This is a genomic window from Clostridium folliculivorans (genome assembly GCF_024341905.1).
In the GTDB taxonomy this organism is placed as follows: domain Bacteria; phylum Bacillota; class Clostridia; order Clostridiales; family Clostridiaceae; genus Clostridium_AR; species Clostridium_AR folliculivorans.
In genome coordinates this window covers 424837-443802 of record NZ_BQXY01000003.1, presented here as the reverse complement: position 1 = coordinate 443802, position 18966 = coordinate 424837, and the positions used below count along the sequence as shown (strand labels likewise).

Sequence of the window (18966 nt, the reverse complement as noted above, 5' to 3'; positions counted from 1 at the left end):
TACTTTTTAAAAATTCGTGCATTCTATAAATATTTTATATCTTAAATTTAATAAAATAAAAATGCTATCTGATTAAAAAGTAAAAAGTGAAAATATATCGCCTGCCAGAATTTTTTCACATACGTTCAGAAAAGGCAGATGCGTAAAAAAATCACTAATAAAGGACGATTAGTGATTTTTTAGAGCCATTCCATCTGAAAAAATCATTTAATTCTAGTAGCTCGCTCATATAGCGTCTCCTGTATAACCAATCAATTTTAACAATATTCTTAAACATAGCCTAAATAAAAAATAGTTGCAAAGACTTTACATTAATGCAAGTTTAAAATTATAAAGAATTGTTAAAAATGGGAATGACAAAATTTTGGTTTTGTCATTCTTTAACTATATAAAGATGGTATCGTAAAATGTTAGAAAAATAAAAAAAATAAACATGAAAAGAATGAAAGAAGTAAAACATATTATAGGAAAGGAATTTAGGAGTATAAAGTATGGAATTTAGTATAAGAATATTGAACTAGGCAAATTTATATTAACTAATAATAATATAATATAAAAATATGAACTAAAAACTTGTATTTACTTATGGAATTAATTACTATGGAATAAAGTAGAATTTCGAAAGGAGAAATTTAGATGACTTTAAAGGTAAATGAAGTACTTCATGGTTTTAAACTTATAGAAGAAAGAGAAATAAAAGAAATAAGTTCAAAAGCATATGTATTTGAACATGAAAAAAGCGGTGCTAGACTAATTAAAATAGATAATGATGATGACAATAAGGTGTTTTCTATAGGGTTTAGAACACCACCAGAGGATAGTACAGGTCTGACTCATATATTAGAGCATTCAGTTTTATGTGGTTCAAGAAAGTTTGATACAAAAGAACCTTTTGTAGAACTTTTAAAAGGTTCTTTAAATACATTTTTGAATGCCATGACATACCCTGATAAGACTATATATCCAGTAGCTTCAAGAAATGAAAAAGATTATTTTAATTTGATGGATGTATACATGGATGCAGTTTTATATCCTAATATATACAAACACCCTGAGATATTTATGCAAGAAGGCTGGCACTATAATATCGAAGACACAAAGGATGAATTAACTTATAATGGAGTAGTTTACAATGAAATGAAAGGTGCCTATTCGTCTCCAGAATCTTTGATGTATAGAATGGTTACTAAGACTGTTTTACCTGATACTCCATATAAAGAGGCATCTGGAGGAGATCCAGACGTTATTCCGGATTTAACTTACGAAAAGTTCGTTAATTATCATAAAAAATACTATCATCCATCAAACAGCTATATATTGTTATACGGAGATGGCCAGTTAGAGAAGGAATTAGAATTCTTAAATGAAGACTATTTAAGCAATTTTAATAAAATTGATGTTGAATCTAGTATACCAACTCAAAAACCTTTTGAAAGCTTAAAAGAGCATTCTTTTGAATACGGAATTTCAGAAGAGGATACTTTAGAAGATAAAACTTACTTAAATTTAAACTTTGTAATAGGAAAAGCTGATGAAGGTGAGTTAGCATTAGCTTTTGAGATACTTACTCATATGCTTCTAAAAACACCTGCGGCTCCACTTAAAAAAGCTTTATTAGATAATGGAATAGGCAAAGCTGTATCGGGAGAGTATAGTGGTTCCACAAAACAACCTATACTAACAATAGTTGCTAAAAACTGCAATGAGAAAGATAAAGATAGATTTAAGGAAGTTGTATATTCAACATTACAAGAACTTATCGATAAAGGAATAGATAAAGAAACAGTAGAAGCATCAATTAATAGAATAGAGTTTGAATTAAGAGAAGGAGAGTATGATGGATATCCAAAAGGTCTTATTCACTATACTCGAATTATGGATAGTTGGTTATATGAAGGAGATCCTTTTGTTCACTTAGAATATGATAAATATTTTGAAAGCATAAAGACTGCTTTGAAAACTAACTATTTTGAGGATTTAATTAAAAAATATATATTAGACAATAAACATAGTTCATTTATTACACTTAAGCCTAAAAAGGGTCTTAATGAAGAAAAGCAAAAAGCTTTAAGAGATAAGTTAGACAATGTAAAGAAAACTTTAAGTGAAACTGAGATAAAAGCTTTAATTGACAAATGTAAGGCTTTAAAGGAAAGACAAAATACTGGAGATTCTGAAGAAGCATTAGCTTCGATTCCAATGCTATCAATTGATGATATTGACAGAAAAGCTGAGGTGTTGCCTCTTGAAGAGAGAACCTTAAATGGTGTTAAAGTGCTATATCATAAGTTGTTTACAAATAAAATAGCATATCTAAACTTATATTTTAATTGTAAGGCATTAAACAGTGAAGATGTGGTTTACGTTAGATTTTTAGCTGACATATTAGGAAAGCTAGATACTAAAAATTATAATTATGGAACTCTATCAAATAAAATTAATATAAATACAGGCGGCATTGCTTACAGCCCAGTAAGTTATTCGATAAATGGAAAAGAAGGAGAGTATACTCCGTATTTACTAATAAATCTTAAAACCTTGCTAAGTAAGTTAGAAAATGGAGTGGATTTATTAGGAGAAATAATACAAAATACAGTTTTTGATAAGGAAGACCGACTTCTTCAATTAATCAAAGAGATAAGATCTAGAATAGAAGGTAGACTTATAGATAATGGACATAGATTAGCCTTAAGAAAGATATTAGCTTACTGCACAGAAAAAGGAAAATATGATGAAATAACCTTAGGTCTTACCTATTATCAGTTTTTATGTGAGCTTGAAGACAATTTTGATAGTAAGAAGAAAGATATTATTTCAAAATTGAAGGGAAGTTCTGAGGCTATATTTAATAAAAATAATCTAGTAATAAGCTATTCCTCAGAGGAAGAAGATTACAATGCATTAGAACAGATAATACCTAAGTTTTCGTCATACTTAGGAGTAACAGATATTTCTAATAATAGATTTGACTTTGGAGAGATCGTAACAAATGAAGGCCTTCTGACTCAAGGAAATGTGCAGTATGTTGCAAAGGGTGGAAACTTTATCAAGAAAGGTTTTAGCTACCACGGTTCTTTAAATGTATTAGAGACTATATCTGGCTTTGATTATTTATGGAATAACGTAAGAGTTAAAGGTGGAGCTTATGGTGTATTTGCAAACTTTAGGAGAGATGGAGGAGCATACATCGTTTCTTATAGAGATCCTAATATAAAAGAAACAATCAAAGTATACGATGAGATGAAAGATTACTTAAATAACTTTACAAGTAATGAAAGAGAAATGACAAAGTATATTATAGGAACTGTACGAAAATTAGATTATCCGTTAACAACAGCATCAAAGGCAGAGGTTGCAACTGCAAATTATTTTAGTAACATCACATCAGAAGATATACAAAGAGAAAGAGATGAGGTACTACAAACCGATGATAAAACTATAAGAAGTTTTGCGCCGCTAGTAGAAAGTGTAATGAATGAAGATTTGCTTTGCGTTGTAGGGAATGAAAATAAGATAAAAGAAAATAAAGAATTATTTAATACTTTAGAAAAGGTAATAAAATAAGACTGAATTTAGCATTGTATTGAAATTAATTGGCTAATCATCCGACGATTTGCTTCTAATAGCTCGCTCATATAGCGTCTCCTATATAACCAATTAATTTCAACAATGTTCTTGAACATAGCTTAAAACAAATATTATGAAACGGAATGGCGTATTGAAGCGTACATTCCGTTTTTTAGCTATATTGACGAAAGTCTTTGGATGTGTAAAAGGGATAAATTATGCTATATGTTGATATTTTACAGTAATAGTAATAGAATAGTTAATGTAGGTTTAAAAAGAAGTGTAGTTTCATATTTATAATAAGTTTTAAACGTTTTATAATGATTTATAAACTTAATCACGATTTTAGGAGTTGATTAGATGTTTGGAAAAAGAAACTATATTCAGTACTTAAGATACATATGGCCTAAAGGTGATGAAAGAACTCGTGATTTTAAAATTATAAGACAATATCATGATTTGATGAAGAAGGATTCTCAGTTTTATATCGATGATCAGACTTGGAATGATCTAGATATGGACAAGGTTTATAGTGGAATAGACAGGACTATTTCTTCCCCAGGTGAAGAAATGTTTTATCATATGTTAAGAGAACCTATAGATGATGTGAATGTTCTAAAAGACAGAGATAAATTGATTGAGTTTTTTAGAAACAATAATGAAGCTAGAGAGAAAATCCAACTTCAGCTCTTCAAACTTGGAAGAAAGAAAAATAATTATACTATCAAGATGCTAAAAGAAGGGCTAACAGAAGATAAATCAAAAATGTGGCTTTATAACTTGTTAGGATTATTTATACCAATTGCAATTGCCATTGGAGCTTTTTTTAAGGGGTTGCCGTTTTTGGGTTGGCTATTGCCAATATATTTTATAAATACATATATTCATTCTAAGGAAAGAAATAGAATGAATGTAGATGGTATTATGTACTTAGGTTCGGTGATTAAAACTGCTAAGAATTTGAGTAAAAATCAGTATGAAGAATTTGAGTTTTATACAACAAGATTAGGTAGACTTTACAAGAAAATAGAATATATTGCGAAGAATTCTATTTCATTTGGAAGAATGGAAGGTAACGATGCTATATTAGATTTTGCTTATGTCTTTTTCTTGATGCAAGAGAGAGTTTATCTGAAAATGGCAGATAAGATTAATCAAAACAGAGATGAACTAATTGAACTATATAAATTAGTAGGTGAAGTTGATAGTTTAATAGGATTCGCAGCTTATAGGCAATGTCTTGGCAGCTTTTCTAAACCTACTTTTGTCCAGGGAGAGGCCTATCTAAATATAAATAAGGGAATACATCCTTTGGTTGAAAAGCCAATTGATAACTCAATAACTTTATCAAACAATGGAATCATTCTTACAGGAACAAATATGTCCGGTAAGTCAACTTTTCTAAGAATGGTTGGGATAAATGTTTTATTTGCTCAAACCTTTTATACGTGTTTAAGTGAAAGATATGAAGGAACCTATATGAAGCTTATGTCCTCTATAAGTCCATCAGATGATGTAACCAGTGGTAAGAGTTTTTATTTAGGTGAGGCGGAAGCTATGCTAAGACTTATAAACAGTGCGAAAGATGGAAAACCAGTGTTATGCCTTATAGATGAGATATTCAGAGGGACAAACCCTGTTGAGAGAATAGCGGCATCAGGAGAAATTCTCAAATATATTATGAACTATAATACTTTGGTAATAGCAGCTACCCATGACCATGAAATTGCAAAGCTAGTGGGGCAAAAATATAAGTGCTATTACTTTAGTGAAGAGATTAATGATGATGAGGGATTAACCTTTGATTATAAGATAAAACAGGGAGTTTCACCAACGAGAAATGCAATAAAACTTTTAAAATTCTTAGGATATCCTAAAGAAATAATTGAAGGTTCTTTAAACAATATAAAAGATAATTAATAAAAGCCCTTGAAAAAGGGTTTTTACTTGATTTAAAGGCAGATGTGAAAAGTATAAATGAAAGATGCGATAGCGAATTTTTCGTAAATATCAATTTATAGAAAGTAGTTCTTATAATAAATGTTCAATTTAGTAACTTTTTGGAGGACTTAATGTTGGAAAGGATTAAAGAAGTTTTATTTTCAGCAATTGATACAAACTATGATGAAGAATTGATTCAGTTAAGGAATAAATTGAATTATAAAAGAAGTTATTTTGCATTAAGAATATTAGCTTTTATTGCTTTAATTATTACAATAGCTTCATTTATTTATGGTAGTATATATGATTTTCAATGGAATCAATATAATATTTCAAACTACAGGTTTTATTACCTGGCATTATTTTGTATCTCAGTAGTGTTGCTATTACTGCTAAACTTGATAAAAAAGAAAAAGAAATTTATAGAGAAACATTTTTCTTATGTGCAGATTTTTATGATATTAGCAGTAATAACTTGGACAATAGCTTATATGGAAAGTTCATCGGAGCAAAGTGTCACAAATTCAATACCATATAACCAAATATTATTTTCATGTGCAGCTATTTTTTACTTATCTAAAAGACAGGTTATACTTACATATGGTTTTATACATATATTATTTATTGGCGATTTTATTAGGATACATGGTTATGCTAATAACACTCTCTTCTTTATTAATTTGACTTTAACTTTAGCTGTTTCTATAATAATCGCTATTAGAAATTATGGAAATATGATAGAAAGACATAAACAGGATATAAGTATAAGAAATAAAAATTTAAGTCTTATGAAAATGAATAATTCTTTGCACTTTGCAAATAAAAAGCTTAAGGATATGAGTGATAAAGATTTTTTAACGAATATTGCAAATAAGAGAAAGCTTGATAGAATGACATATATGTATTGGAATAGATTGAAGAAGTTTTCAAGCAGTTTATCTATAATGATTGCAGATATAGACTTCTTTAAACAATATAATGATTTTTATGGACATGTTAAAGGCGATAGTTGTTTGGTAAAGATAGCAACTACTATAAATGAAGTTGTAGAAAAGAATTTAGGGGTTGTTGGAAGATATGGGGGAGAAGAATTTTTCATTATACTTCCGAACAGAAACTTTGACGATGCAGTGACAATATGTGAAGAAATAAGAAAAAGGATAGAGGAAGAAAGAATTCCAAATGAAGCACTTGGAAAAGATAAATTTGTTACGATAAGTGCAGGGGTAGCGACCGTAGTTCCTACAGATGACTTTAATCTAGATTTTTTTATTAATATATGTGATAATAAACTTTATGAGGCTAAGAAAAAAGGGCGAAATAGAATTGAAAGTATTTACCTATGATAAGGATGTGTGATTTTGATGAACCCGTTATTTGTAATAGAGAATGAAAAGTTTTTTAAAGAAGATTTCCTGGATGATATTAATGAATATGATGACATAATACCTATAATCCAAGAAAGAGCTAGTAAGATAAAGCTTGACACAATTGAATGTGTAGATTTAAACGATTGTTGCAATAAGACTAAAAGTAATCTTTATGGTGATATAGTTGGATACACAGATGAAGATGAGAATTTTATATTTCAGGAAGAAATTGAGGAATACAAAAAACAATATGGTGAAAGATTCCTTAATTTATATGTTATAAGAATATATAAATGTTTAAACTGTAAGAAATGGCTTATCGACATAATGGAGTAATAGTATAAGTGTACATAAATAATTTAATGATATTAAGTGTAATTTGATATGATGTTATAAAAACCTTAAAAGAACTTTTCTTTTAAGGTTTTTTTGTTTTATATAAGTTTATGAGGTCTCTGAAATATAGGGTTATATTATAAAAATTAAAGTTAAGTGTATTGGTAAATTATGAGACTATGACTTTTAGTATTCATAACTTAATGGTGGAAGTTTGAATTATATAAAAAGAAGTTATGAATAACATAACTTCTAAAGATAAAGTTTTTGGCTGGCAAAGATTTTGTCTTTTATAGATGTACAACTTCGTCATAAAATTTATATTTTCAAATTCTCATCTCAGAAACCAGAGGAGTTTTGAAAATAGATTTTCGGATTGAGATAGTACAACTTTAATTAGACCTTCTTTATTAATATATTAAGGTATGAATATTAAGAGAATGTTATTTGCATATTAATTCTGTGTAAATGTTTCGAAATAGCAATATATAAGCAAGGTATGAATCAGTATTGATTAATTTGTCAATAAATTAAATGAGGTGATATATTATGCAAATAATAACAAACTTTAAGTTTATGTTCAGCTTCTTTATTTTATGCATTGTTATAAATAAGGTATTAAGTATAGTTGTATTTTTTATCTCTAAGAAAAATGTAACTATAACACAATCTCATAGCCTATTTTCTAGAAATGATCTTAAAACATCAGATACCGAGGACATTCTTGAACATTTGTGTAATGTGTTAGAAGAATGGGGATACAAAAATCCAACTATATCCGAAAACTTGGAGGAAATTATCTGCTATAAGAATAATATAGCTACTGTTGTGTATTATTTACGAGATAAAGAAGAGGTAATAGGGTCTGAAGAGTTATATCCTATTGTAGGAAAAGCAAGAGTTAAAAAGATAAATAATTGTATTATAGTAACTACTAGTTATTTTGATTCCAACTTGAATAATGGAATTAAAAGTATCAAGAAATCTGGGATGGATTTGAAGATTATAGATTGTAATGAGCTTACAAAGCTAATAAGAGAAAATATAGAGAAACAAATATTAGCTGAAGGAGCGGTCTAGGATGTTTACTATAACAGGTATAATAGTGATACTTTGCGTTTATCAATTGTTTAATATAGGAAGAAATGTTTTAAAGATTAGTGCGAAGATAAGAACAGATTTTAAAGTTAATACTTTGAGAGATGAACTCAACAAGTTAACTGAGGAAGAGTATATAGAGTGGTGCATAGACTATTTAAAAAGGAAGAAATATAATTACGTTAGAAAACTAGATGACAGTACTATTGTTTGTAATATAGATGGTGAAAAGATCTATGTTAGCTGTGTTAAGGCTGAAGAGTTAAATAAAAAAAATATATATAAACTTTTGGGGTTAAAAGGAATTAATAGAATAAATAAATTAGCAACTTTAAGCAATGCTTCTGAGCAAGATATAGATAAGGAAACACTAAGAGATTTTCATAAGTTAGGTATTGAACTAATAGGAATTGGAGAGTTTGATATTAGTTATGAAGAATATGTGAGGAATAATAGATTTTTTGCTTAAAAATCTATTGGCATAAGTTATGCATGTTGAAAAATAGCTGACTTTTTTTGCATGCATAGCTTGAAATTTGGAATTAGTCCATCAGTAAAGAAAATTTATTATCAAAATAAGTGAAGTTTCCTCAATATCCGCAAGAAAAATGTAAACAAACAGATAATAATAAAAAAAAACTGAAATTATGAAGAAAAATGTAGTATAATTAAATTTAGAATAATATTTATGTGTAAGGAGAGATAAGATGAAGAAGAAAATTTTATCTTTAATACTATGTTGCTTTATTGCGTCTGGCTTTAATTCAGTACAAGCTCTAGCAGCATCAACTGATTCATTACAAAACCAGATTGATTCAAATAAAAACAAAATTAATGATTTACAAGATCAAAAAGACCAAGTACAAAATGCTAAGAGTCAGCAAAATGACCAATTAAAAACTATTCAAGATCAGTTAGATAAGAAAATTAGTGATCTAAAAGCATCTCAGGCAAAAGTAGACACTTATCAAGGTAAAATAGATACGCTTCAAGGCAAAATTAACTCGATTCAATCAAATATCAATAAGATTTCAAAAGATATTGATGACGTTCAAAAGAATATTGAGGAAAAGAAGCAGGAAGAAGCTGAAAAGAAAGAATTACTTGGTAAAAGATTACGTAATGCCTACAAAACAAGCATGGGAGAGCAGCTATTAGGAGTAGTATTGGGAAGTGATGACCTTAATGATTTAATTGAAAAGATTACAACAATAACTACAATTATTCAGAAGGATAACGAATTAATAGAAGAAGTTAAAGACATCCAAAAGGACTTGGCCCAGAAAGAAAAAGATTTATCTGCTAAGAAGGCCGATATGGATGCACAAAAAAATCAAGTTTTAGTTGAACAGAATGAATTAAAAGATACTCAACAAGCTTTGTTGCAAGAAAGAAATGCTAATAAGCAACAATATGATGAATTATCATCTTTAAAAAATCAAAAAGATAGTGTTATCAATTCTTTAAGTGATTCTGAAAAGAAGCTTGCTCAGAAGATTGGTGAATTAGAAGAAGATAATAAAGACGCTCAAGATGAGATAGATAGACAAATTGCTGAAATTAATAATAAAAGCGGCAGTGATACTAGTAATAGTGAAGCTTCAAAAGGGCAAAGCTTTATTTGGCCAGCAAGTGGTCCTATTACGGACCCATTTGGTTGGAGAATTCATCCTATAAAACATACAGAAAGCTTTCACACTGGCATGGATATTGGTGCGTCCTTGGGTTCTGCTGTAAGAGCTTCAAAAAGTGGAACTGTAGCAGTAGTCGAAACCAGCAATCTTGTATATGGTCATATGATTATAATTGACCATGGTAACGGTGTACAGACAATGTATGGACATATGAGATCAGTGAATGTTTCAGTAGGACAAAAAGTTAGCCAAGGTCAAGTTATTGCTTCAGTAGGAAGTGAAGGAATTTATAGTACTGGACCTCACTTACATTTTGAAATAAGAATTAATGGACAAGCAGTTAATCCTGCTGGTTATCTTGGAAAATAATATAGGGAGGCATCTAGTATAAACTTTATGTTTATATTAGATGCCTTTTTTACTATAAAAAAAGTATAAAACTTTTAGTACATTTAAATCGAGATATTTCAATAACTTTAGAAGTTTTTTATAGCTATACAGTAAAAAAATAAAACTTATTCTCCTGTAAGTTTTATCATATGCATTCGTAAAGGCAGATGAGCAAAAACTTACTGAAGAATGCAGATTTAGAGACTTTTTTATTGATTAACAATAGTAGTATGTGTAAAGGTAAGTTCATATTAAATACTATTCATTTGACTTATTTTAAAAGGTTATATAAACTTTAGTATGTAGGTAGAGTTATATTTTACAGTGTTTTGGATTTACGCCTATATAAAATATAAGTTTTATGACAAAATATTTGTTAAATAAGTTGAGGTGCATAGAGATATGATTCAAATAGCAAAGAAGTCTTTTCTTAAAGATACTCCAGACTATGAAGATTACAGCGAAAACGTAGTAACTCTTACAGCTGATGAGGCAAAAGGGTTAGGTATTAGCTTAGGGTGTTGCAAAAATAATGGTGGTTGTGATAGCTGTGGAGGATGCTCATCAAAGGGATGTTGCAATAAATAATATATAGTTCATATATATATAAAGGGAAGTCGGGTGACTTCCCTTTATATATTTCATGTTTGCAATTATTATTTATGGTGACAAAAAGTTTTTGAGTGTACATTTTTCTAAGATGATTTATATAGTCTTTTAGTCTAGTAAAGTATGTCAGTTGGTTCTATAAACTAAAGTTTGAAGATATAGAATTATTTTTTTTCTTCATAAGAGCGATTAATATCACAATTGCGATAATGCTTATTAGAGTATCTGCTAGTCCACCTTCTGGACCAAATAATCCACCATTTATTAAGTTGTTTGCCTTATAATTAATGAATGCTAAAGTGTTACCAGATGCATGGGTTCCGCTTACTAAGAAGCCGTATATATTACCTTCTGCAAAATTCCAAGCACTATGCAGTGCGCAAGAGGCCCATAAACTTTCTGTATATAATGCCAAAAGTGCAGCTATTATTCCAAATAGAATCAAGTTTATAAAAGCTAGCAATGATATTCCAGGATTAAAAAGATGAAGTGCTGCAAAAATTAAGGATGACACTAATACACCAACTAGTACATTATATTTAGCGATGATAGCTTGTAATGCAAAACCTCTAATTAATATCTCTTCTGATGCTCCCTGAATAATCCAAGAAACTATAACTACTAGAAAGCTTAATAGATTATAGAAAGTAAAATTACCTTTAGAAATTTCAGCGTTATTAGTGACACATAAAAATACAGCTTCTAAGGACATCAATAATAAGCCTAACAGGAATCCGTATATATAATTTGAGCCCAATCCGCTTCTATGAAATCCTAGTGACATAGGTTTTCTCTTTTCGTATAAGTATATCCAAAGAAAGCATATTATGATTGAAAGGGAAGTAGTGAGAATCATAATGTAATTGCTTCCTATAATGCTTTCTTGTCTAAAAGGTATTTTAGCGTAGAAAAACATTAGACCTAGAAGAATTCCACCTAATATTTGAGAAAGGAAGACAAAAACAAATGAAAGTACTACTACAAGAATTAATGGGGTAGATCTGATTCCTGATTTTGAATCATTAATCAATCTATTATCCTTAAAATAATTAGCCATAAAAACCTCCTTAAATTTATAGTAAAATTATACTATTCATTGGAGGTATATAGAACTAGAGGTAGAGTTATTATTGGTACCATGATTTGTGAAATCATAAAAAATAAATAAAAAATATGCGAATATACAAAGCAAGTTAATGTATATTCGCATATAAAATCTAAATGTTTGAATCTTCTTTAATAATTTCTAAATCAATTTCGTCTAAATCTGATGGTACAATAAGGTTATCGCTAAAGAAGTATCTTCCTTCAGCACAATAGTATTCTGGTTTGCTTATGTAATTTTTATCTTCAGTATGTATTAAGATTAAGTTTTTTATATTAAGCTTTCGGCCATTTTCACAGGCTTCCTTAACTGTAGTATGGTGTTTTTCATAAGGCTTAAATAAGTCCCTCTCTTCAAATAAACAAAAGGCTTCATGCATCATAAAATCAGAATTTAGGCAGTGTTTTTCAAGTTCGTCTTTATAAGGCTCATCGCCAATAAACGTAAATGTTATGCCTTCTGTATCCTCAAGCCTAAACCCATATTGGAGACGCTTTTTACTATTTATATCAAAAAAAGTGAAATCACAATCAATTATAGATCTCTTTTCATTGTCGCTTACTGGAATGAAAAATATTCTGTCGCCAAAAAATCTTGTAAATTTCTCTTCTAACATAAGAGTGCATATTTGTTTTGCAACTTCTAATACATCAGAATGTCCAAAAAAGTTAAGATTTCCAAAGTATTTCTCGTTTATCATTGATTGAGCAATAGCTCTTACAATCCAAGTAATACCTGCTATGTGATCATTATGAGTATGAGATATAAAAATATTATGTATTCTTGTAATAGGGATATTTAGCTTTTCTAAATTAGTCAGTAAGGTGTTTCCTCCGCCAGTATCAACTAGAAAGTGCTCACCTGCCATATTAGAAATTGTAAAACACGTATTGTAGCACTTGGTTACCATAGCACTTCCAGTGCCTAAAATGTGCAATTTCGTCATATTGACCTCCAATCATAATTAGGTAAGTTATAGTCTATTATACATTAAGATATGAATTTTTACAAAAATTATTATTAATTTTCACATCATTAAGGTATAATATATATGGTCAAATAAGATATCTTATTTTTATATTATATACAAAATTATATTTGTTAAATAAATTCCGTATATAAAAGTGCATAATAACATAGAAAATATTAGATAATTATCCTAAATAAATATACTTTTGAATTAAGTGAATATATTTATATAATTATCTTTAATGTTATATTCTTATAAGGAGATAAATTATTGATTTATGATGAAGTCTACGATTAAAGGATTTAAATAGAGGATAGCTTATAAGAAATGCTTATAATACTTAATAAACTTTATTGTAACTTATATAAATTTAAAATGGTGTATTTTATGGGTAGGTCTTTTTATTTATAAGTTAGTAATAAAATAATTAAATTAACTAGGAGGGAATAACTTTGGGAAAACCTAGTATATTCAGTAAAGAGTATGAAAGAAAGATGAAAAGAAGAAAGAGGCTAGTATCTATTTTGATATTGGTAGCGATTGTTATAGGAGCACTAGCATTTACGGCTACAAAAATCAACTTTAATAATGATATCAAGAACAAGGTATCATCTATATTTAAAAGCAAAACCAATAAAGATAAGTCTACAACTAGCAATGATAAGGTAAGTAATGAAAAAGAAACAGCTACTAAGCCAAAGGATGATTCCAATAAAGATAGCAATAAACAATCAGATTCAAATGCGTCAAAAGATACTTCTAAAAACAATAATGAAGAGAAAAAGCAAGATGAAGATAAGTATATTGAAGTTACGTTGGGAAGTGGAACAGTATCAAAAGTATTCTATGACGAAGTAGCAGGGGCTAAGAAGTATAAGTATCTTGATCCGATTGATGGTGGAGTAACTTTTGATATAAGCCCATCTCAAAGTTCTATACTTATAAATGAGGTGAATACACAACAATTGAAGGTTATTGGCAGTGATGGACAACAAAAAGAAATTACTAAAGCTTCCTATGTTACTAAGGATGGTAGGACTTTTAGCCGAGAATCTATAATGAAACAATATCCTGGATATTTATGGTCAGTTAACGGGAAATTTATAGACGATAATCATGTAGCGTATGTGAGCCAATTACCATGGTTTGGAGTGCCAGACCTTTACTCTTATATTTGGATTGTAGATATAAACTCTGGAGAACATAAAGCTTTGATGAACACAAAAGCTAAAAGTTTAACTATATCAAATTTGGCAGCAGATGGCCTTCATATTAAGGCTGACGATGCAGAAAAGGTTATTACTGTAGAACAGTTAATAAGCGGTTAAAATTATGATGCAAGTTGGCTTGTCTTCTGCATGTTTTTACCCAAAGGTGCTTGCTGAAGATAGTATTAAGATTATGAAAAAAATTGGGTTCGATCATGGAGAAGTATTTTTAAACACATTCTCTGAATATGAAGAAGATTTTATATTGAAGATTAAAGAACAGTGTGAAAAGAACAAATTTAATATAAATTCAGTTCACATTTATAGCACAATGTTTGAACCTTTTCTGTTTGATGCATACAAACGTCGTAGAGAAGATATGATGGAAATCTTTAAAAAGGTTTGTAAAGCTATAAATATATTAGGTGGAAGTAAAATATACACTTTCCATGGTATGAGAAAAATAGATTCTATGCAGGTAGACTATGAATTAATCATAGATATGTACAATAGACTTACATATTATGCGGGAGAAAACAATGTGAAATTGGCACAAGAAAATGTATCATGGTGTATGTCTTCTGATTTAGAATATCTGAGGCTATTAAAGGAAAAGGTTAAATATCCACTATACTATACCTTGGATTTGAAGCAATGCTATAAGGCAAATATAGAACCACAAGAATATATTAATGTGATGGGAAAAGAAATTTGTAATTTTCATATAAATGATAAAAACGAAAATGAGAGTTGTATGCTTCCTGGAAAAGGAAATATAAACTATAAAAAAGTTTTTAAGAGTTTATCTGATATAAATTATAAAGGCAGGGCAATAATTGAAGTGTATGGAGATAATTATGAATCTTATGACGAAATTTTGGAAAGTAAGATTTATTTGGATAAACTTATAAAAACCATACAATAATAACATACGTAGAAGTTAATGGGTGTTTTAGTTAATATTATAAAGAAATGTTTGTAAATAAAAGAAGTAATGTGTTATAATATCTAAGTCTAAAGACGATTAGTACACATTTTAGGAGGAATTTTATAATGGACGTTAAAATGGAAAAAATAGAGGCAAATATAGTAAAATTTGAAGTGAAAGTTGAAGCAAAGAAATTCGATGAAGCTTTAAATAAAGCCTACAAAAAGAATATAAAGAAATTTAATATTCCAGGATTTAGAAAAGGTAAAGCGCCAATGAATATGGTAAAACAATACTACGGTATCGGAGCATTACTTGAAGATGCTATAAACATTGCTATAGATGAAACATATCCTGAAGTTTTAACAAACAATAACATTAAGCCAGTAGATTATCCAAAGATAGATGTATTAGAAGTTGAAGAAGGGAAAGATTTAATTTACACAGCTGAAGTTACTGTTTATCCTGAAGTTGAATTAGGAGAATACAAGGGTGTTGAAGTTAAAAAAGCTTCATATGAAGTTTCTGAAGAAGAAGTAGAAAAACAATTAAAAGCAATGCAAGAAAAAAATGCAAGAATTGAAACAAAGACTGAAGGATCTGTTGAAAAAGGAAATATAGTAACTATAGATTTCAAAGGATTTGTTGATGGGATAGCATTCGAAGGCGGAGAAGCAACTGACTATTCATTAGAAATAGGTTCAGGTACATTTATAGATACTTTTGAAGATCAATTAGTAGGTACTGCTGTTGGAGAAAAGAAAGATGTTAATGTTACTTTCCCAGAAAACTACGGAAAAGAAGATTTAAATGGTAAGCCAGCAGTTTTTGAAGTTACAGTAAAAGAAATTAAGGTTAAAGAACTTCCAGCATTAGATGATGAATTTGCAAAAGAAGTTTCAGAATTTGATACTATTGAAGAAGTTAAGGCTGATATGAGAAAGAAGATAGCTGATTCAAATGAACAAAGAGCAAAGAAAGAATTTGAAGAAGCTGTAGTTAGTGCTGTAGTAGAAAACGCAAAATTAGAAGTACCTTCTGTTATGGTTGATAGAGAAGTAGAAGCTATGGTTAAGGATTTAGAAAACAGACTTAGCTATCAAGGGTTAACACTTGCACAATACTACGAATTTACTGGAAGCAGTGAAGAACAAATGAAAGCTTACATGCAAGAAAGTGCAGTTAAGAAAGTTAAGACTGATTTAGTTCTTGATAAAGTGGCTGGTACTGAAGCTATAGATGCTACTGAAGAAGAAATGAAAGCAAAAGCAGTTGAATTAGCGAAGATGTACAATGCTGGTGAGTCAGAAAAAATGGCTGAAATATTATTAAAGGGCCAAGAACAAGTTATAAGACTAGAAGTTGTTACAGAAAAAACTGTAAAATTATTAGTAGACAATGCTAAAGTAACTGAATAATATAATGTATATATGGATTGCCAGAAGAAATTCTGGCAATCATTTTAAATAAATAAGTTTAGGTATAAATAGGTATAACACAATTCATTGTTATTCAATTTAAAGCTTTCCACAAGTTAATAAGCTGTCTATGAGAATAAATATAATTATATATTTATTTTCATTATTAATTATATTTAGCATTTAATGAATAATTAAGGCTGAATATTAATATATTAAAAGTTGCTTAAATAAATTATATAATGTATAAGTTATGTGAAAAGTTACTAGAATATAAAAGGTATATAAGTATTTTTAATATGAAAATGAATAATTTTTACATTAACTTATATATATATTGATTAACAAATGATAAAATATTTTATATAATTTAATTATAATAAATTATCAAAATAGGATATATTATAAATATAGTATTTTGAATTGAAGGAGGATTGTATATGAGTTTAGTTCCTATGGTAATTGAACAAACAAACAGAGGAGAAAGAAGTTACGATATATTCTCAAGACTTCTAAAAGATAGGATTATTATGCTGAATGGAGAGGTAAATGATGCTTCAGCTAGCTTAATTGTAGCCCAATTATTATTCCTTGAAAGTGAAGATCCTGATAAAGATATATATTTATACATAAATAGTCCAGGAGGATCAATTACATCCGGAATGGCTATATATGATACTATGCAGTATATAAAGTCTGATGTAGCAACTATATGTATTGGAATGGCAGCCTCAATGGGATCATTTCTTCTTTCATCAGGTGCAAAAGGTAAGAGATTTGCTCTACCTAACAGTGAAATAATGATTCATCAGCCACTTGGCGGATTCCAAGGTCAAGCAACAGATATAGATATACATGCGAGAAGAATACTTAGGATTAAAGATGATTTAAATAGAATCTTAAGTGAAAATACAGGAAAACCATTAGAAAAGATTAAAGCTGACGTTGAAAGAGATTACTTTATGAGTGCCGATGAAGCAGCTGAGTATGGATTAGTAGATAAAGTTATAAGAAAAAATGAAGAGGTGAAAAATAAAGAATAATTTCTTTGTTTGACCTTAGTGAGGTGTAGTTAATGGCTAAATACGAAGACAAAAAGCAGTTAAGATGCTCCTTCTGTGGTAAGAATCAAGATCAGGTTAAAAGACTGATTGCTGGGCCAGGTGTATATATATGTGATGAATGTATCGAATTATGTTCTGAAATAATTGCAGATGAATTTGAGGAAAGCATCCAATTTGATTCAACTAGTTTACCAAAGCCAGTTGAAATAAAGGGCTATTTGGATCAATATGTTATTGGTCAGGAAGCTGCTAAAAAAGCACTATCAGTAGCAGTATATAACCATTACAAGAGAATAAATTCAAACGAAGCAGAAGATGACATTGAATTGCAAAAAAGTAATATATTACTTTTAGGACCAACAGGATCAGGTAAAACATTGCTTGCTCAAACACTTGCAAAGTTTTTAAATGTTCCATTTGCTATTGCAGATGCGACTACATTAACTGAGGCAGGATATGTTGGAGAAGATGTAGAAAATATACTTTTAAAGCTTATTCAAAATGCTGATTATGATGTTGAAAGAGCTGAAAAAGGTATAATATACATCGATGAAGTTGATAAGATAGCAAGAAAGTCAGAAAACCCATCAATTACAAGAGATGTATCAGGTGAAGGTGTTCAACAGGCACTATTAAAGATACTTGAAGGAACAGTTGCTTCAGTTCCTCCACAAGGTGGAAGAAAGCATCCGCATCAAGAATTCATTCAGATAAACACTAGTAATATTTTATTTATCTGTGGTGGAGCATTTGATGGAATTGATAAGATTATAGAAAAAAGAACTAGCAAGAGTGCTATTGGATTTGGCGCTAATGTTCAATCTAAGGAACAAAAGGATATTGGTAAACTATTGAGAGATATAATGCCTGGGGATCTTTTGAAATTTGGTTTGATCCCAGAATTTGTTGGTAGATTACCAATAGTAGTAACTTTAGAGTCATTGGATAAAGGGGCTTTAGTTAATATACTAACAACTCCAAAAAATGCGCTTGTGAAACAATATAAGAAGCTATTTGAACTTGATAACGTAGATTTAGAGTTTAATGATCAGGCCTTAAAGGCAATAGCTGAAGAGGCTATAAAGAGAAATACAGGTGCTAGAGGACTTAGAGCTATAGTGGAAGAGATGATGACTAATATAATGTTTGATATCCCTTCTCAAGACAATATAGTAAAAGTTACTGTAACTGAAGATTCTGTTAAAGATAAAAAGGAACCTGATGTTACTCTTCTTGCAGAGGGAGAAACAAGACCTGTTTTAAAGACAAAAAAAGCTAAACCTAAAAAAGGTATAGAATCTGCATAAAAAGCTGACGACTTGTTCGTC

Annotated in this window: 15 protein-coding genes; 13 read left to right on the top strand and 2 right to left on the bottom strand. The window is 29.3% G+C overall.

What is annotated here, in order from left to right; all coding sequences use genetic code 11:
* Positions 1-636: 636 nt before the first annotated feature.
* The 8 genes from OCU55_RS12255 to OCU55_RS12220 all read left to right on the top strand — a co-directional run bounded on the left by OCU55_RS12255 (position 637) and on the right by OCU55_RS12220 (position 10924).
* Positions 637-3564 carry an insulinase family protein gene (locus OCU55_RS12255; RefSeq protein ID WP_261852595.1) on the top strand — a complete coding sequence of 976 codons (2928 nt, stop codon included), beginning with the start codon at positions 637-639 and terminating at the stop codon, positions 3562-3564.
* Between the two features lie 363 nt (positions 3565-3927).
* Positions 3928-5487, top strand: a complete 1560-nt coding sequence (locus OCU55_RS12250; RefSeq protein ID WP_261852594.1) for a MutS-related protein — start codon at positions 3928-3930, stop codon at positions 5485-5487.
* Positions 5488-5639: 152 nt separating this feature from the next.
* On the top strand, positions 5640-6854 hold the full coding sequence (locus tag OCU55_RS12245; RefSeq protein WP_261852593.1) for a GGDEF domain-containing protein: 1215 nt from the start codon (positions 5640-5642) through the stop codon (positions 6852-6854).
* A gap of 18 nt (positions 6855-6872) precedes the next feature.
* Positions 6873-7214, top strand: coding sequence for a hypothetical protein (locus tag OCU55_RS12240; protein WP_261852592.1), 342 nt, complete (start codon positions 6873-6875; stop codon positions 7212-7214).
* A 549-nt stretch (positions 7215-7763) separates the two neighbouring features.
* Positions 7764-8294, top strand: a complete 531-nt coding sequence (locus OCU55_RS12235; RefSeq protein WP_261852591.1) for a hypothetical protein — start codon at positions 7764-7766, stop codon at positions 8292-8294.
* 1 nt (position 8295) lies between these two features.
* Positions 8296-8781: a hypothetical protein gene (locus OCU55_RS12230; RefSeq protein WP_261852590.1), complete on the top strand. Its 486-nt coding sequence runs from the start codon at positions 8296-8298 to the stop codon at positions 8779-8781.
* A gap of 238 nt (positions 8782-9019) precedes the next feature.
* Positions 9020-10315, top strand: a complete 1296-nt coding sequence (locus OCU55_RS12225; protein ID WP_261852589.1) for a murein hydrolase activator EnvC family protein — start codon at positions 9020-9022, stop codon at positions 10313-10315.
* Between the two features lie 423 nt (positions 10316-10738).
* Positions 10739-10924: a hypothetical protein gene (locus OCU55_RS12220; RefSeq protein ID WP_261852588.1), complete on the top strand. Its 186-nt coding sequence runs from the start codon at positions 10739-10741 to the stop codon at positions 10922-10924.
* A 157-nt stretch (positions 10925-11081) separates the two neighbouring features.
* Here OCU55_RS12220 and OCU55_RS12215 read toward each other — a convergent pair whose 3' ends face one another.
* Both OCU55_RS12215 and OCU55_RS12210 read right to left on the bottom strand, forming a co-directional pair.
* Entirely contained in the window at positions 11082-12002 is a 921-nt protein-coding gene (locus OCU55_RS12215; protein WP_261852587.1) for a CPBP family intramembrane glutamic endopeptidase, read from the bottom strand.
* Between the two features lie 160 nt (positions 12003-12162).
* Positions 12163-12996, bottom strand: a complete 834-nt coding sequence (locus OCU55_RS12210) for an MBL fold metallo-hydrolase (protein WP_261852586.1) — start codon at positions 12994-12996, stop codon at positions 12163-12165.
* Between the two features lie 476 nt (positions 12997-13472).
* On the opposite strand from OCU55_RS12210, the gene OCU55_RS12205 reads away from it, so the two are divergent.
* The 5 genes from OCU55_RS12205 (at position 13473) to clpX (ending at position 18945) form a co-directional block, all read left to right on the top strand.
* Positions 13473-14348, top strand: coding sequence for a hypothetical protein (locus tag OCU55_RS12205; protein ID WP_261852585.1), 876 nt, complete (start codon positions 13473-13475; stop codon positions 14346-14348).
* A 7-nt stretch (positions 14349-14355) separates the two neighbouring features.
* Complete coding sequence (locus tag OCU55_RS12200) at positions 14356-15153, top strand: sugar phosphate isomerase/epimerase family protein (protein ID WP_261852756.1); 798 nt, start codon at positions 14356-14358, stop codon at positions 15151-15153.
* 128 nt (positions 15154-15281) lie between these two features.
* Positions 15282-16574 (top strand): trigger factor, encoded by a 1293-nt coding sequence (tig, locus tag OCU55_RS12195; protein ID WP_261852584.1) that lies wholly within the window; start codon positions 15282-15284, stop codon positions 16572-16574.
* Positions 16575-17014: 440 nt separating this feature from the next.
* Positions 17015-17617: an ATP-dependent Clp endopeptidase proteolytic subunit ClpP gene (gene clpP / locus OCU55_RS12190; protein WP_183276509.1), complete on the top strand. Its 603-nt coding sequence runs from the start codon at positions 17015-17017 to the stop codon at positions 17615-17617.
* 32 nt (positions 17618-17649) lie between these two features.
* Positions 17650-18945: an ATP-dependent Clp protease ATP-binding subunit ClpX gene (gene clpX / locus OCU55_RS12185; RefSeq protein ID WP_261852583.1), complete on the top strand. Its 1296-nt coding sequence runs from the start codon at positions 17650-17652 to the stop codon at positions 18943-18945.
* Positions 18946-18966 lie beyond the last annotated feature (21 nt).